Annotated in this window: 26 protein-coding genes and 4 tRNA genes; 16 read left to right on the forward strand and 14 right to left on the reverse strand. The window is 66.3% G+C overall.

Features of this window, described 5'->3' with window-relative positions; all coding sequences use genetic code 11:
- Positions 1–76 precede the first annotated feature (76 nt).
- The gene (locus ABFO07_RS14585; protein ID WP_059563383.1) at positions 77–466 is read right to left on the reverse strand and encodes a DUF2946 domain-containing protein; all 390 of its coding nucleotides are present in this window, start codon (positions 464–466) and stop codon (positions 77–79) included.
- A gap of 184 nt (positions 467–650) precedes the next feature.
- Here ABFO07_RS14585 and ABFO07_RS14590 point away from each other — a divergent pair, with 184 nt between their 5' ends.
- Both ABFO07_RS14590 and ABFO07_RS14595 read left to right on the forward strand, forming a co-directional pair.
- A complete protein-coding gene (locus ABFO07_RS14590) occupies positions 651–797 on the forward strand; it encodes a hypothetical protein (RefSeq protein ID WP_017333050.1) in 147 nt (48 codons plus the stop codon).
- Between the two features lie 221 nt (positions 798–1,018).
- On the forward strand, positions 1,019–1,612 hold the full coding sequence (locus tag ABFO07_RS14595) for a chorismate mutase (RefSeq protein WP_059563382.1): 594 nt from the start codon (positions 1,019–1,021) through the stop codon (positions 1,610–1,612).
- Between the two features lie 10 nt (positions 1,613–1,622).
- Here the strand turns inward: ABFO07_RS14595 and ABFO07_RS14600 are convergent, their stop codons facing one another.
- Both ABFO07_RS14600 and ABFO07_RS14605 read right to left on the reverse strand, forming a co-directional pair.
- Positions 1,623–2,753 (reverse strand): exonuclease domain-containing protein, encoded by a 1,131-nt coding sequence (locus ABFO07_RS14600; RefSeq protein ID WP_059802262.1) that lies wholly within the window; start codon positions 2,751–2,753, stop codon positions 1,623–1,625.
- A 151-nt stretch (positions 2,754–2,904) separates the two neighbouring features.
- Positions 2,905–3,108, reverse strand: a complete 204-nt coding sequence (locus ABFO07_RS14605; RefSeq protein ID WP_010091695.1) for a cold-shock protein — start codon at positions 3,106–3,108, stop codon at positions 2,905–2,907.
- 395 nt (positions 3,109–3,503) lie between these two features.
- Between ABFO07_RS14605 and ABFO07_RS14610 the strand changes: the two genes are divergently transcribed.
- Positions 3,504–3,776 (forward strand): hypothetical protein, encoded by a 273-nt coding sequence (locus tag ABFO07_RS14610; protein ID WP_059563380.1) that lies wholly within the window; start codon positions 3,504–3,506, stop codon positions 3,774–3,776.
- 501 nt (positions 3,777–4,277) lie between these two features.
- Entirely contained in the window at positions 4,278–5,420 is a 1,143-nt protein-coding gene (locus tag ABFO07_RS14615) for a porin (protein ID WP_059802266.1), read from the forward strand.
- 87 nt (positions 5,421–5,507) lie between these two features.
- Here ABFO07_RS14615 and greB read toward each other — a convergent pair whose 3' ends face one another.
- The gene (greB, locus tag ABFO07_RS14620; RefSeq protein ID WP_059802562.1) at positions 5,508–6,071 is read right to left on the reverse strand and encodes a transcription elongation factor GreB; all 564 of its coding nucleotides are present in this window, start codon (positions 6,069–6,071) and stop codon (positions 5,508–5,510) included.
- A gap of 129 nt (positions 6,072–6,200) precedes the next feature.
- On the opposite strand from greB, the gene ABFO07_RS14625 reads away from it, so the two are divergent.
- From ABFO07_RS14625 to ABFO07_RS14635, 3 genes are all read left to right on the forward strand, one after another.
- Positions 6,201–6,277 (forward strand) — tRNA-Arg (locus ABFO07_RS14625).
- A 61-nt stretch (positions 6,278–6,338) separates the two neighbouring features.
- Positions 6,339–6,415: transfer RNA gene (locus ABFO07_RS14630), tRNA-Arg, on the forward strand.
- A gap of 61 nt (positions 6,416–6,476) precedes the next feature.
- Positions 6,477–6,553, forward strand: a tRNA-Arg gene (locus tag ABFO07_RS14635).
- A gap of 184 nt (positions 6,554–6,737) precedes the next feature.
- Here the strand turns inward: ABFO07_RS14635 and ltrA are convergent.
- From ltrA to ABFO07_RS14660, 5 genes are all read right to left on the reverse strand, one after another.
- The gene (gene ltrA, locus ABFO07_RS14640; protein ID WP_060327413.1) at positions 6,738–8,108 is read right to left on the reverse strand and encodes a group II intron reverse transcriptase/maturase; all 1,371 of its coding nucleotides are present in this window, start codon (positions 8,106–8,108) and stop codon (positions 6,738–6,740) included.
- 435 nt (positions 8,109–8,543) lie between these two features.
- The gene (locus ABFO07_RS14645; RefSeq protein ID WP_347467740.1) at positions 8,544–10,913 is read right to left on the reverse strand and encodes a RelA/SpoT family protein; all 2,370 of its coding nucleotides are present in this window, start codon (positions 10,911–10,913) and stop codon (positions 8,544–8,546) included.
- 64 nt (positions 10,914–10,977) lie between these two features.
- Entirely contained in the window at positions 10,978–11,181 is a 204-nt protein-coding gene (gene rpoZ / locus ABFO07_RS14650; RefSeq protein ID WP_006025620.1) for a DNA-directed RNA polymerase subunit omega, read from the reverse strand.
- Between the two features lie 60 nt (positions 11,182–11,241).
- Positions 11,242–11,925, reverse strand: a complete 684-nt coding sequence (gene gmk, locus ABFO07_RS14655; protein ID WP_017333043.1) for a guanylate kinase — start codon at positions 11,923–11,925, stop codon at positions 11,242–11,244.
- A 6-nt stretch (positions 11,926–11,931) separates the two neighbouring features.
- Positions 11,932–12,855 (reverse strand): YicC/YloC family endoribonuclease, encoded by a 924-nt coding sequence (locus ABFO07_RS14660; RefSeq protein ID WP_059561001.1) that lies wholly within the window; start codon positions 12,853–12,855, stop codon positions 11,932–11,934.
- 173 nt (positions 12,856–13,028) lie between these two features.
- Here ABFO07_RS14660 and rph point away from each other — a divergent pair, with 173 nt between their 5' ends.
- The 8 genes from rph (at position 13,029) to ABFO07_RS14700 (ending at position 18,952) form a co-directional block, all read left to right on the forward strand.
- Positions 13,029–13,769 carry a ribonuclease PH gene (gene rph, locus ABFO07_RS14665; RefSeq protein ID WP_059560991.1) on the forward strand — a complete coding sequence of 247 codons (741 nt, stop codon included), beginning with the start codon at positions 13,029–13,031 and terminating at the stop codon, positions 13,767–13,769.
- The gene (gene rdgB / locus ABFO07_RS14670) at positions 13,762–14,388 is read left to right on the forward strand and encodes an RdgB/HAM1 family non-canonical purine NTP pyrophosphatase (RefSeq protein WP_059960948.1); all 627 of its coding nucleotides are present in this window, start codon (positions 13,762–13,764) and stop codon (positions 14,386–14,388) included. The genes rph and rdgB overlap by 8 nt, the downstream gene beginning before the upstream one ends.
- On the forward strand, positions 14,385–15,599 hold the full coding sequence (gene hemW / locus ABFO07_RS14675; RefSeq protein WP_059884921.1) for a radical SAM family heme chaperone HemW: 1,215 nt from the start codon (positions 14,385–14,387) through the stop codon (positions 15,597–15,599). Before rdgB ends, hemW begins: the two co-directional genes overlap by 4 nt.
- A 92-nt stretch (positions 15,600–15,691) precedes the next feature.
- Positions 15,692–15,779: transfer RNA gene (locus ABFO07_RS14680), tRNA-Ser, on the forward strand.
- Positions 15,780–15,966: 187 nt separating this feature from the next.
- Complete coding sequence (locus ABFO07_RS14685) at positions 15,967–16,260, forward strand: hypothetical protein (RefSeq protein WP_017333036.1); 294 nt, start codon at positions 15,967–15,969, stop codon at positions 16,258–16,260.
- Between the two features lie 337 nt (positions 16,261–16,597).
- Entirely contained in the window at positions 16,598–17,092 is a 495-nt protein-coding gene (locus ABFO07_RS14690) for an energy transducer TonB (protein ID WP_059884923.1), read from the forward strand.
- A gap of 274 nt (positions 17,093–17,366) precedes the next feature.
- Entirely contained in the window at positions 17,367–18,677 is a 1,311-nt protein-coding gene (locus tag ABFO07_RS14695; protein ID WP_059564857.1) for an MFS transporter, read from the forward strand.
- Between the two features lie 95 nt (positions 18,678–18,772).
- Positions 18,773–18,952 carry a hypothetical protein gene (locus tag ABFO07_RS14700; protein WP_060351121.1) on the forward strand — a complete coding sequence of 60 codons (180 nt, stop codon included), beginning with the start codon at positions 18,773–18,775 and terminating at the stop codon, positions 18,950–18,952.
- A gap of 20 nt (positions 18,953–18,972) precedes the next feature.
- On the opposite strand, the gene waaC is transcribed toward ABFO07_RS14700, so the two are convergent.
- On the reverse strand, positions 18,973–19,971 hold the full coding sequence (gene waaC, locus ABFO07_RS14705) for a lipopolysaccharide heptosyltransferase I (RefSeq protein ID WP_060292098.1): 999 nt from the start codon (positions 19,969–19,971) through the stop codon (positions 18,973–18,975).
- A 177-nt stretch (positions 19,972–20,148) separates the two neighbouring features.
- On the opposite strand from waaC, the gene ABFO07_RS14710 reads away from it, so the two are divergent.
- Positions 20,149–21,633, forward strand: a complete 1,485-nt coding sequence (locus ABFO07_RS14710; RefSeq protein ID WP_347467747.1) for a chloride channel protein — start codon at positions 20,149–20,151, stop codon at positions 21,631–21,633.
- 116 nt (positions 21,634–21,749) lie between these two features.
- Here the strand turns inward: ABFO07_RS14710 and ABFO07_RS14715 are convergent, their stop codons facing one another.
- The 4 genes from ABFO07_RS14715 to minC all read right to left on the reverse strand — a co-directional run bounded on the left by ABFO07_RS14715 (position 21,750) and on the right by minC (position 24,228).
- Positions 21,750–22,151: a YXWGXW repeat-containing protein gene (locus ABFO07_RS14715; protein ID WP_347467748.1), complete on the reverse strand. Its 402-nt coding sequence runs from the start codon at positions 22,149–22,151 to the stop codon at positions 21,750–21,752.
- 161 nt (positions 22,152–22,312) lie between these two features.
- The gene (gene minE, locus ABFO07_RS14720) at positions 22,313–22,567 is read right to left on the reverse strand and encodes a cell division topological specificity factor MinE (RefSeq protein WP_010091676.1); all 255 of its coding nucleotides are present in this window, start codon (positions 22,565–22,567) and stop codon (positions 22,313–22,315) included.
- A 12-nt stretch (positions 22,568–22,579) separates the two neighbouring features.
- Complete coding sequence (gene minD / locus ABFO07_RS14725; protein ID WP_017333028.1) at positions 22,580–23,395, reverse strand: septum site-determining protein MinD; 816 nt, start codon at positions 23,393–23,395, stop codon at positions 22,580–22,582.
- A 59-nt stretch (positions 23,396–23,454) separates the two neighbouring features.
- The gene (gene minC, locus ABFO07_RS14730; protein WP_059564852.1) at positions 23,455–24,228 is read right to left on the reverse strand and encodes a septum site-determining protein MinC; all 774 of its coding nucleotides are present in this window, start codon (positions 24,226–24,228) and stop codon (positions 23,455–23,457) included.
- Between the last annotated feature and the right edge of the window lie 138 nt (positions 24,229–24,366).

Below are 24,366 nucleotides of genomic sequence, written 5' to 3' on the forward strand. Positions count from 1 at the left end.
TGCGCAGCGCGCACGAACCGGCGCGGCGCGCGGCCGGCGCCGCGTGCGGACAGCGCGCCGTCAGGCGCGCGCGAAATCAGATCGAGACGGTTTCAGGCGGGGCGCGCGGCTGGGCAAGGCGGATGCCCTTGCGCACGAAGACGGGCAAAGACGGTGCGGGCGTGCGAACCGCGAAGGTCCGCACGAAACCCGGCATTGCGGGCAGGCTCGCGCCAAGCGCGAGGTTCGCGGCGAAGCCGGGACAATACACGCAATGCGGTACGCCTGCGTGATCGACCGACGCCGCGCTGCGATCGTCGCCTGCCTGCGCGAGCACGACATGACGCGCGCCCGCTGCACTGCACAATTCGAGCGTGAGTGCTCCCGACCCGCTCGACGCAAGACGCGCGTAGCCGACGACGGGCGACAGTACGTTCAGTACCAGCGCCAGCCAGACGAGGCCGATCCATCGCGTCGTTCGTTTCATCGCGGTCCAGGAAAAAGTGCGCGCAAGTATAGCAAGCAGGCCCGCGCTGCCGATTCCGCTGACCGTATGATCGGCATGGCAGCGCATGTGCCGTTAATACAACAGAGACAAAATCTAACGATTCGTTGCTGGCATAAATCTGAGCACGAGGTCGATAATCATTGAACCTGTTGGAGAAACGATCATGGACGAAAAACCGACCCGCGTGCCGCCCCCGGAGCAAGTGATGAGCCCGGATCCGGAACCCGTTGGCGTGGAATTCCTCGCCGAGCTGCCCGATCACGTGCGGGCGTTCTTCGACGAGCAGCACAAGCTGTACGCGCCGAAGTGAACGGCCATTCCGCGCTTTAACCGCTGCGTGACGCCAGTCGACATCGTGCGGTTCATTGCTGCGCATCTGCCGCAGTTCGCATTGCACCCGGGTCGCAACGGCCTGACGGTGCCGGGTCAGCTCGTCCGCTGATTCCTGGGTCGCGACGCCACGCCGCGCGACTGTCTTCGTCTATTCTTCTGGTTTTCCACTTCCGGCCCGCCCGGCCTCCGATCGTTCCGATGAAGCATGCTATTCGCGCCGGCCTCGCCGCGGCAGCACTCGGCCTCGCCCTCGTCTCCTCGCCACGCATCGCCGCCGCCGACGGCGACGACACGGCCCTGACCAACCTCGTCGCGCTCGCGTCGCAACGCCTCGCGCTCGCCGAGCCGGTCGCCCGCTGGAAATGGGCGAACGGCAAGCCGATCGAGGATCGTCCACGCGAAGCGGAACTGCTCGCGTCGGTCGAGAAGCGGGCGGCACAAGCCGGCGTCGATCCGGCCTTCGCCAGGACGTTCTTCGCCGATCAGATCGCGGCCAGCAAGGACGTGCAGAACGCGCTATTTGCGACGTGGCGGGCGACGCGGCCACCCGAAGGCACGCCGCCCGATCTCGCGACCGGCACGCGGCCGAAGCTGGACCGACTCACGCAGGCGATGCTCGCGGGGCTCGCGCAGGTCGGTCAGTTGCGAAATGCGCCCGACTGCCAGTCACGGCTCGCACGCAGCATCGCCAACTGGAAGACATTGACGCGCTACGACGCGAACCAGGCGCAGGCGCTCAATACCGCGCTGTCGCACGTCTGTGCGGCGGGCGGCGCAAGCGCGATCGGCTGACCCGCAGCGCCTACTCCGCCGTCGTCGCGAGCGCGGCGAGCGGGATCAACTGCAGGCCGCGCGCCAGGTGCGTCTGGAGCAGCCGATGTGTGAAGGGTTCGAACGGCCCGGCCGTATCGTCGGCGGCCAGCCGCGCGGCCGCTTCGAGCGACGCCGCGGCGCCGAGATAGCGCCAGCCATCGATCACATGGAACATCTGGCGCTCGCCGTGCGCCTCGAACGCCACCGCGCCGTCGAATGGCCAGGGTGCCGCCGCGCCTGCGCGCGCCTCCGCCGCCGGACGGCGATTGAACGTCGGGCGCAGGCGCGCGATCCACTGCGCCTCGGCGAGCATCGCGCCGAGTTCGTTGCCGGTTTCCCGCCACTCGACACGACGCACCTGCTGCGCCAGCCGCATTTCCTTCGCCGAGCGCCGCTCGCCGGTCAACAACGCGCGAAGCCGCTGCCGCACGCGCACGCTGCGCGCGACATAGAGCGGCTCGTCCGCTTCGCCGAACAACGCATACGCGCCGCACCCGGCCGGCGCGGTATCGAGCCATGCCTCGGTCAGGCCGCCCGCGAGGCGGAAGTGGCGCGTCGTGCGCGCGATCTGCTCGCGCAGCCGCTCGAGCGGCACGATCTCGTGCAATTGCCGCCAGAACTGCCAGATCAGGTCGGCATCCGCGAGCGCCCGGTGCCGCGCTGACGGCACGAGGCTGTGCCGTTCGACCAGCGCGTCGAGGCCATGCCGCGATTCGCGCGGAAACAACGCACGCGACAAGCGCACGGTACACAGCACATCGGGATTGAACGCAAACCCCACCCGCTCGAACTCGGCGCGCAGGAAACCTCGGTCGAAACTTGCGTTGTGCGCAACGAACAGCTTGCCGTCGAGCCGCTCGAACAGCGCGGGCGCAAGCGACGCAAAGGATGGCGCATCGCGCACCATTGCATCCGAAATGCCTGTCAGTTGCTGGATGAACGGCGGGATCGACTGCCCGGGATTGACGAGCGAGGCCCACGTCGACACGCCGGACGGGCCGATCTCGACCACGCCGATTTCGGTGATCCGGTGTTCGGCGGACGAGCCCCCCGTGGTTTCGAGGTCGACAAAAACGAGCGGTTGTTCGCAGGCGGGATCGGGCGAGCGGGAATCGGACATGAAGGAACTGGGAATCGGTGCTCCCGTGAGTATGCACCGGCAGGCCGGTCCGCGGCCAGCCCGAAGCGGCCGCGCGACAATTCCGGGCCGCAATAATGCAAAAAGCCCCCGCATCGCGGGGGCTCGGACGTGATCGGCAATACGTGGCGCGTCAGATCGCCTGGATATTCGCTGCCTGCTTGCCTTTCGGCCCGACTTTCACGTCGAACGAAACACGCTGATTTTCCTTCAGCGTTTTGAAGCCGTCCATCTTGATTTCGGAAAAATGCGCAAACAAATCCTCGCCGCCGTTGTCCGACGTGATAAAGCCGAAACCTTTAGCATCGTTAAACCATTTCACGATACCGGTATCCATACCTTCGTTCCCCACTCTATTTTGTTCAAAAAAGCTACTGTTATAGCCGTTTCCCGAAATCTCGAAGCGTCGCCTCTGACACCAGCTACACACGCCGCCCGAGGACGGAGTGGTGACTTTATAAATTGGACAATCCCATTGCGTCAAGAGGATTTTTAGCGAACGTATTATAAAAATTACGCTAATGCCGGTGGAATCGGTACCCGATCGATTTCGATAAATCGATTCCACACAAAAACCTGTCACTATTACCGGGTTCGACATGGCCATAATCCGCGCCGCGAAAAACCTACCGGGGTCGAATCGCATCGGCAAAATGCTCGGTATTTTTCCGGGTTGCAGAAAACGGCGGACGTTGCGATGCTGAACGTCACATCGACGCGACGGAGAAAGTCATGTGGCTGGACGGAATCAAGCGCTTCGCTAGCCGGCTCGGCCGCGTTCGCCGCAAGTCCCGCGCACTTGCCGACGCCGCCCGCGAAAAGCCCTGCGACGCCGAATTCGATACGACCTGGCATGGCGACCACTGGCAGAACCTGCTCGCGTCGCCGCTCGATGCGCGCCACTACGTGATGGAAGACTGGACCTATACCCCGCCCCCAGCCGAGGAAAACCGGGACGCGCCGCCACCCGGCAGGCGCAAGCGCCGCCGCTGGTACGAACAATAGAAGCGGGCCCGACGGGCAAAAAAAAAGCGCGACTGGGAAGTCGCGCCGACAAAGGTTTGGAGATCTTTTCCGTCAACGAAAAAGTCTGCTTCGGAAAGCAGAGATCGCAGTATAGCGAGATAACATCCTTTCATTATCCATGCTACGCACAAACCTCTATTGCCGAAGCGACAATAATGACGCTGACGCAATGGGCGTGGCCGACTGGCCGCTGTCGCGACTGCGCAACGCCTGACACCCGCACCACCCCTTGCCCGCAATCTGCCGCAGCGCCGCAAAGCCTTGATCCGCAAGGCTCCCGGGCCGACCGAAAATCATTGCGCATTCCAAAATACAGTATTGCTTAAAGTGGCTTCCTCGCCATTCGGAGCCGCTTCTTACACTGAAATTGAATTTTGAGACAAGAGCAACAAGCCCGCCCGTGCAGTAGCGCCGATGTCGCGCGCCGCACCGGAGCCCGCAACAGGTTCGCTTCCCTTCATCCGGTTTGGAGACAGATCAATGAAAAGGACTCTGATCGTCGCGGCATTGTCGAGCGTGTTCGCGACCGCGGCGCACGCACAAAGCAGCGTGACGCTGTATGGCCTGCTGGACGCCGGCATCACGTACACCAACAACCAGGGCGGCCACAGCGCCTGGCAGCAGTCGACCGGCTCGGTCAACGGCAGCCGATGGGGCCTGCGCGGCACCGAAGACCTCGGCGGCGGCCTGAAAGCGATCTTCACGCTGGAAAACGGCTTCGGCATCAATAACGGCACGCTGAAACAGAACGGCCGCGAATTCGGCCGCCAGGCATTCGTCGGGCTCGCCCACAACCAGTTCGGCTCGCTCACGCTGGGCCGCCAATATGACAGCGTCGTCGACTATCTCGGCCCGTTGTCGCTGACCGGCACGCAATTCGGCGGCACGCAATTCGCGCATCCGTTCGACAACGACAACCTCAACAATTCGTTCCGGATCAATAACTCGGTCAAATACCAGAGCGCGAACTACAACGGCCTGAAGTTCGGCGCGTTGTACGGCTTCTCGAATTCGACCAGCTTTGCCAACAACCGCGCGTACAGCGTCGGCGTGTCGTACAACTTCATGGGCTTCAACGTCGCGGCCGCGTACCTGCAGTTGAACAATAACGTGAACGGACTGGCGCAGACGGTCAGCGATCCCGGCGCGGTTGCCGGAGACTGGACGTTTGCCGCCGCACGGCAGCGCACCTGGGGCGCCGGCCTGAACTACACGTTTGGTCCGGCAACGGCTGGCTTCGTGTTCACGCAGACCCGCCTCACCGATAGCGTCGCGATCAGCGCCGGCCAATCGGGCGTGACGGGCGGCGTCGGGCTCGCGGGTGGCGTGCGCTTCAACAACTACGAATTGAACGGCCGCTACGCGCTGACGCCGGCGCTCTCGCTGGCCGGGTCGTACACGTACACCGACGGCCGCATCGTCGGCCAGAGCCCGAACTGGCACCAGTTCAACCTGCAGGCGGCATACGCGCTGTCGAAGCGCACCGACGTCTACCTGCAGGGCGAATACCAGAAGGTCAACACGGACGGCCTGCACCTGCGCGCGAACATCAACGGCCTCGGCACGGCGTCGTCGAACAACAAGCAGGTCGCGGTGACGGCCGGCCTGCGCCACCGTTTCTGAACGGCGCCGCGCGGTCGCCGCCGGCACGACGAAGCGCCCCACGCGGGGCGCTTTTTTCATGACGCGGCAACCGCGCCGCCAACGCGCTCAGGCCGCCCCCGGCTCCGGATAGCGCACGTCGAGCACGTCGATCGGCTGCGGGCCGGCGGGCGTCATCAGCGTGACGGTGTCGCCGATCTTCGCCTTGAGCAGCGCGCGCGCCACCGGCGAGATCCAGCTCACATGCCCGCGGTCGAGATCGACCTCGTCGATGCCGACGATCGTGATCGTATGTTCCTCGCCATCCGGCGTCGCATAGTCGATGGTGGCGCCGAAGAACACCTGGTCGGTATTCTCCTGCCGGCTCGCGTCGACCACTTCGGCGATGTCGAGCCGCTTCGTCAGGAAGCGGATGCGCCGGTCGATCTCGCGCAGCCGCCGCTTGCCGTAGATATAGTCGCCGTTCTCGGAACGATCGCCGTTCGACGCCGCCCACGACACGAGCCGCACGACCTCGGGCCGTTCGGTATCGATCAGGCTCAGCAGTTCGTCCTTGAGGCGCTTGTGCCCCACGGGCGTGATGTAGTTCTTCGAGCCCGCCGGGATCGCCGTGTGGGCCTGGTCGAGATCGTCGTCGTCGCCGTCCGACTCTTTGACAAACGCCTTGTTCATGATGCACATTCAACGTGGATTGCGGATGCTTCAAGGGTACACGATGCGTAGCCGCGCAAGCCCGCCTCCAGCATTTTGCGAATAAGGCTTCCCTTTTTATATAACCCTGCTATAATCCCTCTTCTGCGTGCGGCTGTAGCTCAGTTGGATAGAGTACTTGGCTACGAACCAAGGGGTCGTGGGTTCGAATCCTGCCAGCCGCGCCACTTTTTTCGAGGGCCTTCCAAACCGAAGGCCCTTTCAGTTCAAAGTAGTACCGTTTTGCGTGCGGCTGTAGCTCAGTTGGATAGAGTACTTGGCTACGAACCAAGGGGTCGTGGGTTCGAATCCTGCCAGCCGCGCCATCTTTAAGGGGCCTTCCCATCGCAGAAGGTCCTGGCAGTTTGAAGTAGTATCGCTTTGCGTGCGGCTGTAGCTCAGTTGGATAGAGTACTTGGCTACGAACCAAGGGGTCGTGGGTTCGAATCCTGCCAGCCGCGCCACTTCAGAAGGGCCTTCCTCCGGGAAGGCCCTTTTTCTTTTCCCCTTCCCTTCGCACGAATTGCCGACACGGCCTTCACCCGGTACGCCCCAATCGGGATAGGGGCGGTCAGGCAGCAGCCTGACCGATCCCCTCCCACACCACCCGGCATGCGGGTCCGCACCGGGCGGTTCGAGCAGTTGAGGTTATGAGAGCCGGGGCACCCCGAGCCGGTCGAAGTAGGCCACGGGCATCGCTCGGTTCAGCATCTGATAGCTGTTGCGCCACCAGCAGCGGCTGTTCGCCGCCACCCTGCGCGCATCTTCGGCCGAGGCTCCCATGGCCAGCAACTCCCGATACATCGTCGTGCCACGGCGCCAGTGCTTGAGCTGCATCGCACGCAACCGGTGCCTGATCCACTCGTCGAGTTGACGGAACACCTTGGGCGTTTGTGCCAAGTGGAAGTACGCCTTCCAGCCCGGCACGTAAGCCCTCAATCGCTCCGCTACCTCTGGCAAGTTTCTCCCGCCCCAGCGGCGGGTCAGTTCCCGGATGCGTTGCTTGAAGGTCTTCAGGGTCTTTCGGGCCACCGCACATTTGATCCGGCCGCCCGTACCGCGCCACAGTTCGTAGCCCAGGAACTTGCGACCGGTCGCCTGTGCAACCGCCGTCTTCGCCTCGTTGACCCTCAGGTGAAGTCGGTCGTAGAGCTTGCGCAAACCATTCAGCACCCGTTCGCCCGCGCTGTGACTGCGCACGTACACATTGCAGTCGTCGGCGTAACGCACGAAGTGGTGGCCTCGCTTCTCCAGTTCCCGGTCCACCTCGTCCAGCAGCACATTGGCCAGCAGCGGCGACAGCGGCCCGCCTTGCGGCGTGCCTTCGTGTCGCTCCATGACCACTCCGCCATCCATGATCCCGGCCACGAGGTAGCGCCGAACCAGCCGCAGCACGGCTTTGTCCTCAATGCGCCTCGATAGTCGCTCCATCAGGATGTCGTGATTGACCCGATCGAAGAACTTCTCCAGGTCCACATCGACCACCACCCGGTAGCCGTCCTGTACGTGCCGTTGCGCCATCAGCACCGCGTCACGCGCTCGACGCCCCGGCCGGAAGCCGTAGCTGTGTTCGGAGAAGGTCGGATCAATGATGGGTTGCAAGACTTGCAGCAGGGCTTGCTGGATCAGCCGATCCGTCACCGTCGGAATCCCCAGTTCACGCATCCCGCCACCAGGCTTCGGAATCTGGACTCGCCGCACCGGCGCGGGCCGGTAGCTTCCCTCCAGTAACGCTTCCCGAATCCGGGGCCAGTGCGTCTTCAGGTGTGCCGCCGTCTCGGCAATCGACTTCCCATCCACCCCGGCACTGCCACGATTGGCTTTGACGCGTTTCCACGCCATCACCAGATTCGCTCTCGCGAGCGCCTGCGACAGCAGACTGTCCCGCCCCAAGCCTCCGGTTTCGTGTCGCGCCGTCCGTGCTTCATCACGCCTCGCTTCCGGCTCGGCTTCACCTCGCCATCCCGCGTTGCGCGCTACCTGCGTAGCCTTCTGGTGCCCTGCACGTCCGAACGACACGGCCTTCGGCCCTCCTGCTCGTTCAGCCCTTCGCCCTCAACCAGCGGCTACTACGGCCTCTGCTGACTTCTCGCTCCGGCTCGACACCGTCGCCCTTTCAGGCATAAGGCGAGTTCTCCCCAGGTAAGAACGCACTCCTTCATCGCACAACCGCCGCATTTACGCCGCCTCGCCTTGATCACGAGAGCTTCGCGGCTTCATGCCCGCTCGCCCTGCTCAGCAACGCCTTCTATGCGGTTCTTGTCCATCGGCTCGCGATTTACGCTCCACGCTTCCTCCCCACACTCGGTCGCCCTCATGCAGTTGCGCTTCGCTTCATTTGCCGTGACCAGCTTATGGCGGGACTTCCACCCGCAGGAGTGCGCCCATGCTGGGCGCACATAAAAACGGCGGCCCGAGGCCGCCGTCGTATCGCACGCATCAGACGCCCGCGCGTCAGTAATCCTGCCGCTCGCGCTCGATCCGCATCCCGCCGTCGTGACGCGCATGCGTGCCGTCGTCGGTCGAACGCTCGCGCATGATCCGCATCACGTCCGGATTGGTCCGCACGCGCCGCATCACGTTCGCGAGGTGGACGCGGTCGCTGACCTGGATCACGAAGCGCAGCACCGTCGATTCGTGCGTGAGATCCTCGTCCATCGCGATGTGGACGATGTTCGCGTCGGCCGACGTGATGTCCGCCGCAACCCGCGCGAAAATCCCCTTCGTGTTCTTCACGAGCGCCTTCACCGCGACGTCGAACAGGCGGCCCGGCTGCGGCGCCCACTCGACATCGATCCAGCGGCCCGGATCGCGGCGATGGATGCGCTGCGCGACACGGCAATCGGTCGTATGAATCGCCATCCCGAGGCCGATGCCGATATAGCCCATGATCGCGTCGCCCGGAATCGGCCGGCAGCACGCGGACAACTGCACCGACATCCCTTCCGTGCCGGTGATCACGACCGGCGGCGCATGATGCGCGGCATGGCGCTCTGCCTTCGGCAGGTCGTCGTCCGCATCGCGGCCGCTCATCAGCACCTCGATGCGCTTGGCCATCACCGCGGCGACGCGGCGGCCGAGGCCGATATCCGCGAAGATTTCCTGGCGGCTCTTGTTGCCCGTCCACTGCACGAGCTTTTCCCACACTTCCGGCGTGACGTCGGCGAGCGCGAGGCCGTAGCCCTTCAGGCTCTGGTCGACGAGCCGCTCGCCGAGCTGCACCGACTCGTTCAGGCGCATCGTCTTCAGGTAGTGACGGATCGCCGAACGGGCCTTGCCGGTGCGCACGAAGCCGAGCCACGCGGGGTTCGGCTTCGAATACGGCGCGGTGATCACTTCGACGATGTCGCCGCTCTTCAGCTCGGTGCGCAGCGGCAGCAGCTCGTTGTTGATCTTCACGGCGACGCACTGATTGCCGAGATCGCTGTGGATCGAATACGCGAAGTCGAGCGCCGTGGCGCCGCGCGGGAGCGCCATGATCTTCGACTTCGGGGTGAACACGTAGACCGCATCCGGGAACAGGTCGATCTTCACGTGCTCGAGGAATTCGCTCGAATCGCCGGCCTCGCTCTGGATGTCGAGCAGCGACTTCAGCCACTGGTGCGCGCGCTTCTGCACGTCGCTGAGATCCGCGCTGCTGCCGTTCTTGTACAGCCAGTGCGCGGCCACGCCCGCCTCGGCGATCTCGTGCATCTTGCGCGTGCGCACCTGGAACTCGATCGGCGCGCCGAACGGGCCGACCAGCGTCGTATGCAGCGACTGGTAGCCGTTGATCTTCGGGATCGCGATGTAGTCCTTGAACTTGCCCGGAACGGGCTTGTAGAGCGCATGCAGCGCGCCGATGCACGTGTAGCAGTCGAGCGGATTCTCGACGACGACGCGAAAGCCGTACACGTCGAGCACCTGCGAGAACGACAGCTGCTTGTCGCGCATCTTCCGGTACACGCTGTAGATGGTCTTCTCGCGCCCGGTGATCTCGGCGTCGATCTTCGCGTCCGCCATCGCGCGCTGCGCGGCTTCGAGGATCTTGCCGATCACCTCGCGGCGGTTGCCGCGCGCGGCCTTCACTGCCTTCTCGAGCGTCGCGTAGCGATGCGGATTGAAGTTCGCGAAGCTCATGTCCTGCAGCTCGCGATACGTATTGTTCAGACCGAGGCGGTGCGCGATCGGCGCATAGATGTCGAGCGTCTCGCGCGCGACGCGGCGGCGCTTTTCCATCGGCACCGCGCCGAGCGTGCGCATGTTGTGCAGGCGATCGGCGAGCTTGACGAGGATGACCCGCACGTCGCGCGCCATCGCGAGCAGCATCTTGCGGAAGTTCTCCGCCTGCGCTTCCTCGCGGCTGCGGAATTCCATCTTGTCGAGCTTGGACAGCCCGTCGACCAGCTCGGCGACCTTCGGCCCGAACCGTTCGGCCAGCTCGCTCTTGGTGACGCCCTGGTCCTCCATCACGTCGTGCAGCAGCGCGGCCATGACCGCCTGCGCGTCGAGCTTCCAGCCAGCGCAGATTTCCGCGACGGCGACAGGATGGGTGATGTAGGGTTCGCCGCTCTGGCGATATTGACCGAGGTGGGCTTCGTCGCTGAAGTGGAACGCCGCCTTGACCTCTTTGATTTCCTCCGGAGCGAGATACTCGGCCAGCGCGGCAGTCAGATTCGCGATCGAAACGACGCCGTGCTTGCGCGGTTGCTCCGGGGTGGCGGTCGGCCCGAACAGATGCCGGAAGGACTGTTCGAGGACCGCGTCGATGTACTGGCGCACAGGCGATTGTGCCGTGGCTTCGGTGGTCGGATCCGCGGAGGCGGACGATGGGGTGGTGCTCATATTCGCCTCCTCGGTCAGCAATCGTTGCGCGCGTGGACTACATGGCTGGCGTGAAGCGGTGCGGTTAGACCGGCACCTTCTTCAGCATCTCGACGCCAACCTGGCCAGCCGCGATCTCGCGCAGCGCGACGACGGTCGGCTTGTCGCGGCTTTCGATCTTCGGCGTGTGGCCTTGCGCGAGCTGACGCGCGCGATAGGTGGCGGCAAGCGCCAGTTCGAAGCGGTTCGGGATCTGCTTCAGGCAGTCTTCGACAGTAATGCGAGCCATGGTGGGTAATTCCTTCTGAATATAGTGCTTATTCTACCTTATGTCCCTTGTCCGCCGCCGTCATTCCACATGCGGCAGGTGGATGCCGAGCTCGATGAACAGCTCCGCGTGTCGCGCGTACTGCGAAGCAAAGCGCAGGCGTGTCGCGGCGACGATGCATTCGAGCTCGGCGAGCGCGCGATCGAAATTCTCGTTGATCACGACGTACTCCGCTTCGGACGCGTGCGCCATCTCGCTGCCCGCCGCGAGCAAGCGGCGCGTGATCACGTTCGGCTCGTCCTGGCCGCGCTTCTTCAGGCGCTCCTCGAGCGCGTCGAGCGACGGCGGCAGGATGAAGATGCCGACCGCATTGCGGAACTGCTTCTTCACCTGCTGCGCACCCTGCCAGTCGATTTCGAGCAGCACGTCGTGGCCGTTCATCATCTGCTCTTCGATCCACACGCGCGACGTGCCGTAGTAATTGCCGTGCACTTCCGCGCTCTCGAGGAATTCGTGCGCGGCGTGGCGCGTGCGAAAATCGTCGACCGTCGTGAAATGATAGTGCTGGCCGTCCTGCTCGCCGGGGCGCGGCTTGCGCGTCGTGTACGAGATCGACAGGCAGATGTCGCTGTCCTTCGACAGCAGCGCGTTCACGAGCGTGGACTTGCCGGCGCCCGACGGCGCGACGACCATGAACAGGTTGCCGGGATAGACGCCGCCGTGCAGCGAATGCGCGGCGTGGCCGTCGTGGGTGGGTTGGGTCATGTTGCGTTACTCCAGGTTTTGCACTTGCTCGCGCATCTGCTCGATCAGCAGCTTCAGCGCCATCGACGCGTCGGCCAGTTCCTTGGCCGCCGCCTTCGAGCCGAGCGTGTTCGCTTCGCGATTCAGTTCCTGCATCATGAAGTCGAGGCGCTTGCCGACGCGGCCGCCCTTCTCGATCACATGACGCGTTTCGTTCAGGTGCGCGGTGAGCCGCGACAGCTCTTCCGCGATGTCGATCCGGATCCCGTACATCGTCACTTCCTGACGGATGCGCTCCGCGGCCTCCTCGCGCGTCACGATCGGCGCGCTGCCTTCCGGCGCCGCGATGCCGAGCGCTTCCTGCAGCCGCTCGACGATCTTCTGCTGGTGCTTCGCGATCAGCTCCGGCACGAGCGGCGTGATGCGCGCGACGATCGCCTCCATCTCGGCGACGTTCGACAGCAGCATCGCGGCGAGCTGCGCGCCTTCGCGCGAGCGCACGACGACCAGCTCGTTGATCGCTTCCTTGCCGCACGCGAGCACCGCATCGCGGATCGCGTCGGCCGACACGCCGCTTTCGGCGATCACGCCGGGCCAGCGCAAGATCTCGCCCGCGCGCAGGCGGCCGACGCCCGGGAACGACTCGAGCACCGTGCGCTCGAGATCGGCGAGCTGGCCGAGCGCCGCCTGGTTCAGCGCGCCCGCGCCGATGCTCTGCTCGCCGCGCTGCAGGTTGATGCGCACGTCCACCTTGCCGCGCGACAGCTTGTTCATCAGCATCTCGCGCAGCGCGGGCTCGCAGGCGCGCACGTCGTCGGGCATGCGGAAATTCAGGTCGAGGAAACGCGAGTTCACGGTGCGCAATTCGACCGACACGCTGGTGCCGCCGTTGCCCGTCGCCGCCGCGAGTTCGCGCGTGGCGCTCGCATAGCCCGTCATGCTGTAGATCATGGTTCGTCTCGCCGTCTGGATGCCCTCGCGGGCCGGGGATAAGTCGAGGCGCCCGGCGCATTCGCAAGCGCGGGGCGGGAAACGGGCATTATCCCATTTTTGGCGCAGACCCCGCCGGGCACGCCAGCCGTTCGGCGCTAAAATCAGGGTTTCCTCTCTGCCATCTTTCCCTCATGACGCAATCCACTTCCCGGCCGAGCGGCCGCCGCGCCGACGAACTGCGCAAGGTCACCCTCACCCGCCACTACACGAAGCACGCGGAAGGCTCCGTGCTGGTCGAATTCGGCGATACCAAGGTGATCTGCACGGCGAGCGTCGCCGAGCGCGTGCCCGAATTCCTGCGCGACCGCGGGCAAGGCTGGCTGACCGCCGAATACGGGATGCTGCCGCGCGCAACGCATACGCGCAGCGATCGCGAGGCGGCGCGCGGCAAGCAGACGGGCCGCACGCAGGAAATTCAGCGCCTGATCGGCCGCGCGCTGCGCGCGGTGTTCGACCTGGAAGCGCTCGGCCCGCGCACGATCCACATCGACTGCGACGTGATCCAGGCCGACGGCGGCACGCGCACCGCGAGCATCACCGGCGCATTCGTCGCCGCACACGATGCGGTGTCGAAGCTGATCGCCGCCGGCAAACTCGCACGCTCGCCGATCACCGACCACGTCGCCGCGATTTCGGTCGGCGTGTTCGAGGGCACCCCGGTGCTCGATCTCGATTACCCGGAAGATTCGCGCTGCGACACCGACATGAACGTCGTGATGACGGGCGCGGGCGGCTTCGTCGAAGTCCAGGGCACCGCAGAAGGCGTGCCGTTCTCGCGCGACGAGATGAACGCGCTGCTCGACCTCGCGCAAAGCGGGATCGGCGAGCTCGTGCGGCTGCAGAAGGACGCGCTGGGTGTGAGCCATGTCTGACGATCGCATCACGCCGCCGCTGTCGCGCATCGTGCTCGCGTCGAACAACGCGGGCAAGCTGCGCGAATTCACGGCGATGTTCTCCACCGTCGGCATCGACGTGATTCCGCAGGGCGACCTCGCGGTGCCCGAAGCGGACGAGCCGCACCGCACGTTCATCGAGAACGCGCTGACGAAGGCGCGGCACGCGTCGCAGCTCACCGGGCTGCCGGCGATCGCCGACGATTCCGGGTTGTGCGTGCGCGCCCTGCGCGGCGCGCCGGGCGTCTATTCGGCGCGCTATGCGCAGCGCGCGGGGCTCGAGAAAGGCGACGCGGCGAACAACGCGCATCTCGTCGATCAGCTGCGCGGCGTCGACGATCGCCGCGCGTATTACTGCTGCGTGCTCGCGCTCGTGCGCCATGCCGACGATCCGGAGCCGCTGTTCGCCGAAGGCCGCTGGCACGGCGAGATCGTCGACGCGCCGCGCGGTGCGCACGGATTCGGCTACGACCCGTATTTCTACCTGCCGTCGCTCGGCGCGACGGCGGCCGAACTGGAGCCGCCCGTGAAGAACGCGCTCAGCCATCGCGCGCTCGCGCTCAAGGCGCTGCTCGCGCGGCTCGCGGAGGTGGAATGAGCCAGGCTGCGGACACCGGCGCGCGCGTCGTCGCGACCTTCACGTCGCCCGGCCAGGTGCGGCTCACGTCGCTGCCGCCGCTCGCGCTGTACGTGCATTTCCCGTGGTGCGTGCGCAAGTGCCCGTATTGCGACTTCAACTCGCACGAGTGGAAGGGTGAACGGTTTCCGGAAACCGAGTATCTCGACGCGCTGCGTGCCGATCTCGAGCACGCGCTGCCGCTCGTCTGGGGCCGCCAGGTGCATACCGTGTTCATCGGCGGCGGCACGCCGAGCCTGCTGTCCGCGGCCGGCCTCGACCGCCTGCTGTCCGACGTGCGCGCGCTGCTGCCGCTCGACGCGGATGCCGAGATCACGCTCGAGGCGAATCCGGGCACCTTCGAGGCCGCGAAGTTCGCGCAGTTCCGCGCGAGCGGCGTGAACCGCCTGTCGGTCGGCATCCAGAGCTTCAACGAGGCACACCTGAAGGCGCTCGGCCGTATCCACGACGCCGCGCAGGCGCGCGCGGCCGTCGAGGTCGCGGCGCGGACGTTCGACAACTTCAACCTCGACCTGATGTTCGCGCTGCCGAACCAGACGCTCGACGAATGCCGCACCGACGTCGAGACGGCGCTCGCGTTCGCGCCGCCGCATCTGTCGCTGTATCACCTGACGCTCGAGCCGAACACGCTGTTCGCGAAGTTTCCGCCTGCCGTGCCGGACGACGACGCATCGGCCGACATGCAGGAATGGATCCACGCGCGCACGGCCGAGGCCGGTTACGAGCGCTACGAGGTGTCCGCGTATGCGAAGCCGCACCACCAGTGCAAGCACAACCTGAACTACTGGCGCTTCGGCGACTATCTCGGCATCGGCGCCGGCGCGCACACGAAGCTGTCGTTCCCGAACCGCATCGTGCGGCAGGCGCGCTACAAGCACCCGGCGACCTTCATCGAGCAGGCGCTGGCCGGCACCCCGGTGCAGGAGGAGCGCGAAGTCGGCGCGCGCGACCTGCCGTTCGAGTTCATGCTGAACACGCTGCGGCTCGTCGAGGGCTTCCCGGTGCACAGCTTCGCCGAGCGCACCGGGCTGCCGATGAGCACGATCGAGCCGGCGCTCAAGGAAGCGGAGCGGCGCGGGCTGATCACGCGCGACTTCACGCAGATTGCGCCGACGCCGCTCGGCCAGCGTTTCCTCAACGATCTGCAGGAACTGTTCCTGCGCGACGATTGACCACCACGGCCGCATCGCTCTGCGACCGGAGTCGGCACCCAGGTACCGTCTCCGGTCTACATGCGCGGCATTTCGGTTACAATGCCGCCTCCGGAAGCGTGGCCGAGCGGTTTAAGGCACTGGTCTTGAAAACCAGCGACGGGCAACTGTCCGTGAGTTCGAATCTCACCGCTTCCGCCAGAACATCCCGCCGACGCTCGCGCAGCCAGGCGGGATTTTTCTTTTGCGCGGCCGTCGGCCACGCGCCGCGGCAATGCGCGCGTTGCACCGCCATCGCCTAGAATTCGGATCAGACCGGCGACACGAACGCCGCCGCGCATTCGATGCCGCGCGAGCTTACCCGCTCGCGCCGCACACGGAGACCGTCATGTCCGAACAGTCGACTCCCATCCGCCACGTCGATTACGAAGGTTTCGAGATTCACGTGGTGCCGGCCCCGCTGCCGGGCGACGACACGCGCTTCACCTACACCGGCTACGTGTGCCACCCCGGCGCGAATCCGGCGCTGCCCGGCCATGCGGTGCCGTTCCATGCCGACGGCGAAGAAAGCTTCCCCAGTCTCGACGAAGCGATCCACGAAGCGGTGCACGTCGGACGCAGCATCGTCGACGGCACGCATCCCGACTTGTCGGTGCTGTCGCTCGTCACCCACGGCTACTGAGGCACCGTCCGACACGTCCGATAGCGCGCCGATGCGGCACGATGCCGTTGCGCAAGCAGGCGGCACGCGTCACCTTTCGATGCCGATCAGCGCCGCCGTTCACGTCATGCATTTATCGCGCCATCCCGGCGTGCGCGCACGCCGCTGACTCGCCCCGCTCGCCTGCGCGCAGCAGTGTCAGGCAGGTTCCGCTTCGGCACCGTCGCGCGCCGCGTGCGTTTGCCGGCATCATCGTCCGCCACCGTAATGCGCACGCCGCGCGATATGTGTTTCCCCCGATGTCGCGGCACGGGCCCGCGACTATCATCTGTGTATAGTCAGACCTGCCCACCTTTCCATGGTCATCCCGCTCCGCCCGAGCGTCGTCCGCCTGCGCATCGCCGCGCTGGCCGGCGTTGCCGCGCTCGCCGCCTGCACGATCACGGTCACGCCGCCCGCTCCGCATTCCGTGGTGATACTGCCGTCGATCACGCGCAGCGCAAATATCGCCCAATACCGCACCGAAGTCGCCGAACGCGTCGCCGAAAGCAATCCGTCGGGCATGTTGCACGGCACGCCGCAGGCAATGCTGCGCTCGCTCGTCGTGGTCGCGTTCACCGTCGACCGCAACGGCCAGCTCGTGCACGCGTCGGTATATCGCAGCAATGGCGACAGCGAAGCCGAAGCGCTCGCGCTCGCGTCACTGCGCCGTTCGGCGCCGCTGCCGCCGCCGCCCGCGAAGCTGCTCGACGGCAAAGGCCAGCTGGAGCTGATGGAGGGCTGGCTCTTCAACGACAACGGCAAGTTCCAGCTGCAAAGCACGGCGTCGGCACAGGCCCAGTCGATCGACTGAATGCGCGTGCCGCGCGCGATTGCCGGTGCGCGCCGCCGCTGGCTATAATTTTCCGCACCCGCGCGGCCATCACGCCGCGTGCGCGTTCGCACCTCACCCGGCCCGCGAACCGACCATGCCGGCACCGGGCGGCGGCGACCTGCCCGTCTCCCGCGTCGACCGGCGGATGACGATCGGCGGCGCGCGTCCACGCCGCCACCGCGTCGCGCCCGGCCATTCCGGCAGGCGCCGGCCGCCTGGCCACCCCCTTCCCCAGAACATCACGGAGACCTCCATGTCCGCATCCCCACCGGCCGTTGCGCACGCAACCAGTCCGGCCGGCGCCGTCAGCCACCGTCGCATCGTGTTCGCGAGCTTCATCGGCACCGCGATCGAGTTCTACGATTTCTACGTCTACGCGACCGCCGCCGCGCTCGTGATCGGCCCGGTGTTCTTTCCGCACGGCTCGGCAACCGCGCAGGCGCTGTCCGCGTTCGTCACGTTCGGCATCGCGTTCATCGCGCGGCCGATCGGCTCGTTCCTGTTCGGCCATTTCGGCGACCGCATCGGCCGCAAGTCGACGCTCGTCGCGTCGCTGCTCGTCATGGGCGTGTCGACCACCGCGATCGGCCTCGTGCCCGGCTACGACGCGATCGGCACGCTCGCGCCGGTACTGCTGTGCGTGCTGCGCTTCGGCCAGGGCATCGGCCTCGGCGGCGAATGGGGCGGCGCTGCGCTGCTCGCAACCGAGCATGCGCCGCAGGGCAAGCGCGGCTGGTTCGGGATGTTCCCGCAGCTCGGCCCGTCGGTCGGCTTCCTGATGTCGAACGGGCTGTTCTTCGCGCTCGCGCTGTCGCTGTCCGATGTGCAGTTCCGCAGCTGGGGCTGGCGCATTCCGTTTCTCGTCAGCGCCGTGCTCGTCGCGCTCGGCCTGTACGTGCGCCTGAAGATCGCCGAGACGCCCGCCTTCCAGGCCGCGCTCGATCGCAACGAGCGCGTGCGCGTGCCGGTCGCGACGCTCGTCACGCATCACTGGCGGCCGACGCTGCTCGGCGCGCTCGCGATGGTGGTCTGCTACACGCTGTTCTACATCTCGACGGTGTTCTCGCTGTCGTACGGCGTCGCGACGCTGCACATCCCGCGCCAGACCTTCCTCGGCCTGCTGTGTTTCGCGGTCGTGTTCATGGGGCTCGCGACGCCGCTGTCGGCCTGGGCATCGGACCGCTTCGGCCGCAAGCCGGTGCTCGCCGCCGGCGCGATCGCGGCGCTGCTGTCCGGCTTCACGATGGCGCCGCTGCTCGGCAGCGGCTCGATCCCGCTCGTCGCGCTGTTCCTGACGCTCGAACTGTTCCTGATGGGCGTGACGTTCGCGCCGATGGGTGCGCTGCTGCCGGAGCTGTTCCCGACCAACGTCCGCTACACGGGCGCGGGCGTCGCGTACAACCTGGGCGGGATCCTGGGCGCGTCGATCGCGCCGTACATTGCGCAGTTGCTGGCCGCGCAGGGCGGCCTGTCGTGGGTCGGCGGGTATGTGTCGGCCGCGGCGGCGATCAGCCTGCTCGGCGTGCTGCTGATGCGCGAGACGCGCGACGCATCGCTCGTCTGATACCCGGGGCCGCCCGGGTTGTATGGCGGCCGGCGCCCTCCCATACTGGCAACCGGGCGCGCCGCCGGCTGCGCCGCGATCGCCAGGGAGCGACCATGAGCATCCGCCTCGGCAATGCCGATCTCATCCTGATCCTGATGCTTGCGTTGAGCTGTGCGCTGCTGCTCGCGACGCGCTTCCGGCCGAAGACCTGGCGCGGCGTCGCGATCGAGGCGCTGGTCGCGAATGTGGCCGCCGTCGCGACGGTACTTGCGGTCGAAGCGCTGCTCGCGTGAGCGCGCGCCGCGCTTGTGCGTCAGGCCGCGACGGGCGTACGACGCCTGCCGTAGGCCGGACTGACCGTTTCGATCGCCTCCAGCGCGTCGTCGACCGACGGTGCGGCGCCCGAATCGCCAATCGAGCAGGCATTCGGCGCGCCGCCGATGCCGAAGTGCTGGCGCGACGTTGCCACGAAGATCATCACGGTCGGCCGACGCAGCGCGTGCGCCATGTGAACGAACCCCGTGTCGACACCCACCACCAGCGCGGCCCGGCCGATTGCCGCGCCGAGCTCGCGCACCGACAGCGCGGGCAGCACGACCGCTCCCGGCGCTCGTGCGGCGATGTCCTGCGCGGCATCGTGCTCGCCCGGCGAGCCCCACGGCAACAGCACGCGCACGCCGCGCGCCATCATCTCCGTCGCGAGTGCCGCCCAGCGCTCGGCCGGCCATCGCTTCTCGTCGTTCGACGTCGCATGGAACATCATCATGAACGGCGTGCCATCGGTCACGGCGTCCGGCAGGCTCACGCCCTGCGGCGTGACGATTCCGTAATCGGCGATGCCCTGCGGATCGTAGCCGAACGCCTCGCCCGCACTCACGCGCATCCCGTGCCATGCATTGAAACCGCGCCGCGGGCCGAAACGGTGCGAATAGGCGAAGCGTGCGCCGGTTTCGCCGAGATCCTGGGTCTGGTAGCCAACGCGGCGCGCGGCGCGCGCGAACGCCGAAATGATCGCGCTCTTGTAGACGCCGTGCAGATCGACGACCGCGTCGTAGCGGTGTGCGCGCAACGCGCTGATCGAGGCCCAGATCGCCTTCAGGTCGCCGCCGTTGCGCAGCTTCTTGAACCGCCGCAGCGGCGCGCACAGCACGTTGCTCACGCCAGGGTGCCAACGCACCACTTCCGCGCACGACTCGTCGACAGCCCAGTCGACCGTGACGCCGGGAAATTCGCGATGTAGATCGGCAACGACCGGCAAGGTCTGGACGACGTCGCCGAGCGACGTCACTTTCACGATGAGGATGCGTTTCACGTTTGTTGTCAGTGCGCGAGAGCGTGCCATTTCGGCATACTAGTGATTCCCGGCCCCGCTAGCATTACAGCGCAATTACATTTGTAACGATATGCGGCGCAAGTGTGAAAGAGTGTAGAACACCGTGCGGTTCCCCGCGCTCTTTTTGTCATCCTTTCTCGTCCGACGCCCCCGCCGATGTCCCCTGCCAACTTGTTTCCCACCCTCACCCGCCGCACCCAGCGCCTCTGGCGCCAGTACGGCGTGTTCTGGCTCGGCGCAATTGCCGTCGGCCTGACCGCCGTGCTCTACGCGCGGCTGATCGACTGGGGTTACGACACGTTCCGCACGCTGCGGCAGCACGCGCCCTGGGTGCCGCTCTTTCTGACTCCGGCCATCGCGGCCGGCTCCGTCTGGCTCACCCGTCGCTTCTTTCGCGGCGCGGAGGGCAGCGGCATCCCGCAGGTGATCGCGACGCTGCACGCGCGCCCGAGCGCGTTCGGCGCGCGGCTGCTGACGCTGCGCATCCTGCTCGGCAAGGTCTTGATTTCGTGGTTCGGGATCCTTGGCGGCTTCACGATCGGCCGCGAAGGGCCGACCGTGCAGGTCGGCGCGGCGCTGATGTTCAACCTGCGGCGCTTCTATCCGCGCTCGAACGCGCAGATCGAGCGCCAGCTCGTGCTCGCGGGCGCGGCGGCCGGCCTGTCGGCCGCGTTCAACACGCCGCTCGCCGGCATCGTGTTCGCGATCGAGGAGCTGACGCGCAGCTTTTCCGCACGCGCGAGCGGGGTGCTGATCACGGCGATCATCATCGCCGGCGTGGTCGCGCTCGGGCTGAACGGCAACTACACGTATTTCGGCACGATCGACGCCGGCCCGCATTTCCCGAAGTTGCTCGCGGTCGCGGTGCTCGTCGCCGCGCTCGTGACCGGCATCGCCGGCGGGCTGTTCGCATGGCTGCTGCTCAATACGGGCCGCTGGCTGCCGCCCCGGCTGCTCGCGCTGTATCGCGAGCGGCCGATCGCGTTCGCCGCGCTGTGCGGCTTCGTGATCGCCGTGGTCGGCCTCGTGTCGGGCGGCACGACGTTCGGCAGCGGCTACGCGGAAGCGCGCGGCCTGCTCGACGGCCGCGAGCAGCTGTCCGTGTTCTATCCGTTCCTGAAGATGGTATCGATGGTCGCGTCGTACCTGCCGGGCATACCGGGCGGGATCTTCGCGCCGTCGCTGTCGATCGGCGCGGGGTTCGGCAACCTGCTGCACCTCGTGTTCGGCGACATGCGCCTGCCGGTGCTGATTGCGCTCGCGATGGTCGGCTACCTCGCCGCGGTCACGCAGTCACCGATCACGTCGTTCGTGATCGTGATGGAAATGATCAACGGCCATGCGCTCGTGATTTCGCTGATGGCCACCGCGCTGATCGCGAGCCGCGTGTCGCGCTTCTTCGCGCCGCCGTTGTACGAGACGCTCGCGCAGCGCTACCTCGCACCGCCCGCGCCAGCCGACGCGCCGGCAGCCGCCGCTCCGGCGGCATCCGGCATCACCACGCCGCAGGATGCGGACGCCGCACCGGCCGATCCGCTCGATACGCTGCGCGACGAGCGCGGCGGCGAGGTCGACGACGAACCGGCCGACGCCGCGGCGCCTTCCGCCACGACGCAGGCCGGCCCGCGCGACACTCAGTAGATCACCACCGGCGCCGGCCGGTAGTAGACGGGCCGGGCCGGCACCACGATGCAGCCGGCGAGCGTGACGGCCACGAGCGCGATCACGAATACGGTCTTCTTCATCTCGCGCCTCCGTTACGCCCAGTGGCCGCGCGTCCAGAACCAGTTCGGGCCGCGCTGGGCCCAGTGGCCCGGCACCCAGTGCATGCCGATCCGCTCGGTTTCCCAGTGGCCGCCGATCCACACGTAGCGGCCATGATCCCAGCGCCAGTGGCCGCGTTCCCACACGTAGCCGACCCGCGCTTCCGGTACGACTTCGTAGCGAATCGGCGGCGGCGCGTTCGGTGCGACGATCACGACCTCTTCGGCGCGCGCCGCCGCGGGCTCGGCGATGACGACTTCGCCGGGCCGGGTGACGACCGGCGTGGCGACGAGAATTTCATCCGCGCGCGCGGCAAGCGGCGCGGTGAATGCAGACACGCCCGCCGCAGCGGCGGCGAACGCAAGGACAACGCGACGAATCGATGAGACAGCCATCACAACCTCCTGATTGAACAAGCAACGCGAGCGTATTCAATCAATGCGGAGGCAGGGGTTACGGCCGACAGGCGCCGTGTTACGGCGTGCCCGAAAGTGCAACAGGGCGTAAGACGCGCACGGCGGCCTGAAGCCGCCGTGCGGAACGGGAGCGACGCAGGTCAGGCCTGCGGAATCTCGATCTTCACTTCGAGCACCTCGAGATCGTCCTGACGCTCGAGGCTCACGCGGATGTCATCGTTCGAAATCTGCACGTACTTCGAGATCACGGCGACGAGCTCCTTCTGCAGCGCCGGCAGGTAGTCGGCGGGCGGCTTGCCGCCCACCCGCTCGTGCGCGATGATGAGCTGCAGGCGCTCCTTCGCGATCGACGCGGACTTTTTCTTCTCGCCGAGGAGAAACGACAGAATGGACATGGGCGGCCTCCGTTACTTGCTGCCGAAGAGGCGCTGCAGCAGGCCCGGCTTCTGGTATTCGGTGAAGCGCAGCGGCTTGTCCTCGCCGAGGAAGCGCCCGACGATGTCCTTGTACGCCTCGGCGACGTCGGTGCCGTCGAGGTGCACGGCCGGCAGGCCCTGGTTCGACGCGTGCAGCACCGCTTCCGATTCCGGCACCACGCCGATCAGCTTGATGCGCAGGATCTCGCTGATGTCCTCGAGCGACAGCATCTCGCCTTCGTTGACGCGCTTCGGGCTGTAGCGGGTGATCAGCAGGTGTTCCTTGATCGGGTCCTTGCCTTCGGTCGCGCGCTTCGTCTTCGACGACAGGATGCCGAGAATGCGGTCCGAATCGCGCACCGACGACACTTCCGGGTTCGTGACGATCAGCGCCTCGTCCGCGAAGTACATCGCGTGCAGCGCACCGGCCTCGATGCCCGCCGGCGAATCGCAGATGATGTACTCGAAATCCATCCCGGCCAGGTCGTTCAGCACCTTCTCGACGCCGTCGCGCGTCAGCGCATCCTTGTCGCGGGTCTGCGACGCCGGCAGGATGTACAGGTTCTCGCACTTCTTGTCCTTGATCAGCGCCTGGTTCAGGTTCGCCTCACCCTGGATCACGTTCACGAGGTCGTACACGACGCGGCGCTCGCAGCCCATGATGAGATCGAGGTTGCGCAGGCCGACGTCGAAGTCGATCACGGCCGTCTTGTGGCCACGCAGCGCGATACCGGACGCGAAGCTCGCGCTCGTCGTCGTCTTGCCAACGCCGCCCTTGCCGGAAGTCACCACGATGATTTTTGCCATTTACCCTATACCCTGTGTTCGTCAATGAGAGCCGATCGATCCGGTGTGCGCCGCGTGCTTCACGTCAGGCGCAACGGTTCGATCATCAGTTTTTCCTCTTCGAGCCGGATCTGCACCGGTTTGCCCAGCACGTCGGCGGGCAGCGGGTTCTCGGTCGTTCGATAGATACCCGCAATCGAAATCAGTTCCGGCTCCAGACACGTGCAGAAGATGCGCGCGTCGTGATTGCCGTGCACGCCCGCCAATGCGCGGCCGCGCAACGGCGCGTAGATGTGGATATTGCCTTCCGCAATGATCTCGGCGCCATGACTGACCGGCGCGAGCACCACGAGGTCCCCTTTCGCGTAAATCTGCTGCCCCGAGCGCAACGGCTTGTCGATCACGAGCGTCTGGCCGCCGGCCGGCGCCACCGCCGGTGCCGGCTCGGGCTCCGCTGCTACGGCCGGCGCCTGGTCGGCAGCCGCGTCGGCCGCTGGTGCCGCGTCCGCGTCGCCGGCCGCCTTCCCCGACGGCGCGCGGCGGTCGCGCGCCTCGAGCAGCGGCAGCCCCGCCTCGCCCGCCCAGCCCTGCGACGCCAGCGCGACGACGCCCACCGGGCGCATCCGCACGTCGCTGAGCATCTGGCGGATGTCGGCCAGCGCCACGCGTTCGCCGTCCGCAAGACGGCGGACGTCGATCGCGACGACATCGTCGGCAAAAAACTCGGGAGTCGCTTCGAAGCGCTTGACCAGTTCGGCACGCAACGCGTCGAGATCGGTCGTCTTCACGGTGAACAGCAACGTATCGACCGAGCCGCTGCGCAGTTCGAAGAATGGCGATTTTTTAAGCGACATGGACACTCTGCAAAAAATTTTTGCGTATTTTACAGGCGTCCACGCGACCAGCCATTATTTTTGGGCGTCGCGCAACAGGCGTCGCGGCGATCGACGTCGGGCCGCCGCGGGGAGAAAGGTGCGCCGGCGCCGGCGGGA

Source organism: Burkholderia stagnalis, from assembly GCF_039848545.1.
GTDB lineage: Bacteria > Pseudomonadota > Gammaproteobacteria > Burkholderiales > Burkholderiaceae > Burkholderia > Burkholderia stagnalis.

Bases quoted from the DNA above. Each gene is read 5' to 3' on its own strand.
- ABFO07_RS14585 (WP_059563383.1), bottom strand. From the start codon at position 466: ATGAAACGAACGACGCGATGGATCGGCCTCGTCTGGCTGGCGCTGGTA.
- ABFO07_RS14590 (WP_017333050.1), top strand. From the start codon at position 651: ATGGACGAAAAACCGACCCGCGTGCCGCCCCCGGAGCAAGTGATGAGC.
- ABFO07_RS14595 (WP_059563382.1), top strand. From the start codon at position 1,019: ATGAAGCATGCTATTCGCGCCGGCCTCGCCGCGGCAGCACTCGGCCTC.
- ABFO07_RS14600 (WP_059802262.1), bottom strand. From the start codon at position 2,753: ATGTCCGATTCCCGCTCGCCCGATCCCGCCTGCGAACAACCGCTCGTT.
- ABFO07_RS14605 (WP_010091695.1), bottom strand. From the start codon at position 3,108: ATGGATACCGGTATCGTGAAATGGTTTAACGATGCTAAAGGTTTCGGC.
- ABFO07_RS14610 (WP_059563380.1), top strand. From the start codon at position 3,504: ATGTGGCTGGACGGAATCAAGCGCTTCGCTAGCCGGCTCGGCCGCGTT.
- ABFO07_RS14615 (WP_059802266.1), top strand. From the start codon at position 4,278: ATGAAAAGGACTCTGATCGTCGCGGCATTGTCGAGCGTGTTCGCGACC.
- greB (WP_059802562.1), bottom strand. From the start codon at position 6,071: ATGAACAAGGCGTTTGTCAAAGAGTCGGACGGCGACGACGACGATCTC.
- ABFO07_RS14645 (WP_347467740.1), bottom strand. From the start codon at position 10,913: ATGAGCACCACCCCATCGTCCGCCTCCGCGGATCCGACCACCGAAGCC.
- rpoZ (WP_006025620.1), bottom strand. From the start codon at position 11,181: ATGGCTCGCATTACTGTCGAAGACTGCCTGAAGCAGATCCCGAACCGC.
- gmk (WP_017333043.1), bottom strand. From the start codon at position 11,925: ATGACCCAACCCACCCACGACGGCCACGCCGCGCATTCGCTGCACGGC.
- ABFO07_RS14660 (WP_059561001.1), bottom strand. From the start codon at position 12,855: ATGATCTACAGCATGACGGGCTATGCGAGCGCCACGCGCGAACTCGCG.
- rph (WP_059560991.1), top strand. From the start codon at position 13,029: ATGACGCAATCCACTTCCCGGCCGAGCGGCCGCCGCGCCGACGAACTG.
- rdgB (WP_059960948.1), top strand. From the start codon at position 13,762: ATGTCTGACGATCGCATCACGCCGCCGCTGTCGCGCATCGTGCTCGCG.
- hemW (WP_059884921.1), top strand. From the start codon at position 14,385: ATGAGCCAGGCTGCGGACACCGGCGCGCGCGTCGTCGCGACCTTCACG.
- ABFO07_RS14685 (WP_017333036.1), top strand. From the start codon at position 15,967: ATGTCCGAACAGTCGACTCCCATCCGCCACGTCGATTACGAAGGTTTC.
- ABFO07_RS14690 (WP_059884923.1), top strand. From the start codon at position 16,598: ATGGTCATCCCGCTCCGCCCGAGCGTCGTCCGCCTGCGCATCGCCGCG.
- ABFO07_RS14695 (WP_059564857.1), top strand. From the start codon at position 17,367: ATGTCCGCATCCCCACCGGCCGTTGCGCACGCAACCAGTCCGGCCGGC.
- ABFO07_RS14700 (WP_060351121.1), top strand. From the start codon at position 18,773: ATGAGCATCCGCCTCGGCAATGCCGATCTCATCCTGATCCTGATGCTT.
- ABFO07_RS14710 (WP_347467747.1), top strand. From the start codon at position 20,149: ATGTCCCCTGCCAACTTGTTTCCCACCCTCACCCGCCGCACCCAGCGC.
- ABFO07_RS14715 (WP_347467748.1), bottom strand. From the start codon at position 22,151: ATGGCTGTCTCATCGATTCGTCGCGTTGTCCTTGCGTTCGCCGCCGCT.
- minE (WP_010091676.1), bottom strand. From the start codon at position 22,567: ATGTCCATTCTGTCGTTTCTCCTCGGCGAGAAGAAAAAGTCCGCGTCG.
- minD (WP_017333028.1), bottom strand. From the start codon at position 23,395: ATGGCAAAAATCATCGTGGTGACTTCCGGCAAGGGCGGCGTTGGCAAG.
- minC (WP_059564852.1), bottom strand. From the start codon at position 24,228: ATGTCGCTTAAAAAATCGCCATTCTTCGAACTGCGCAGCGGCTCGGTC.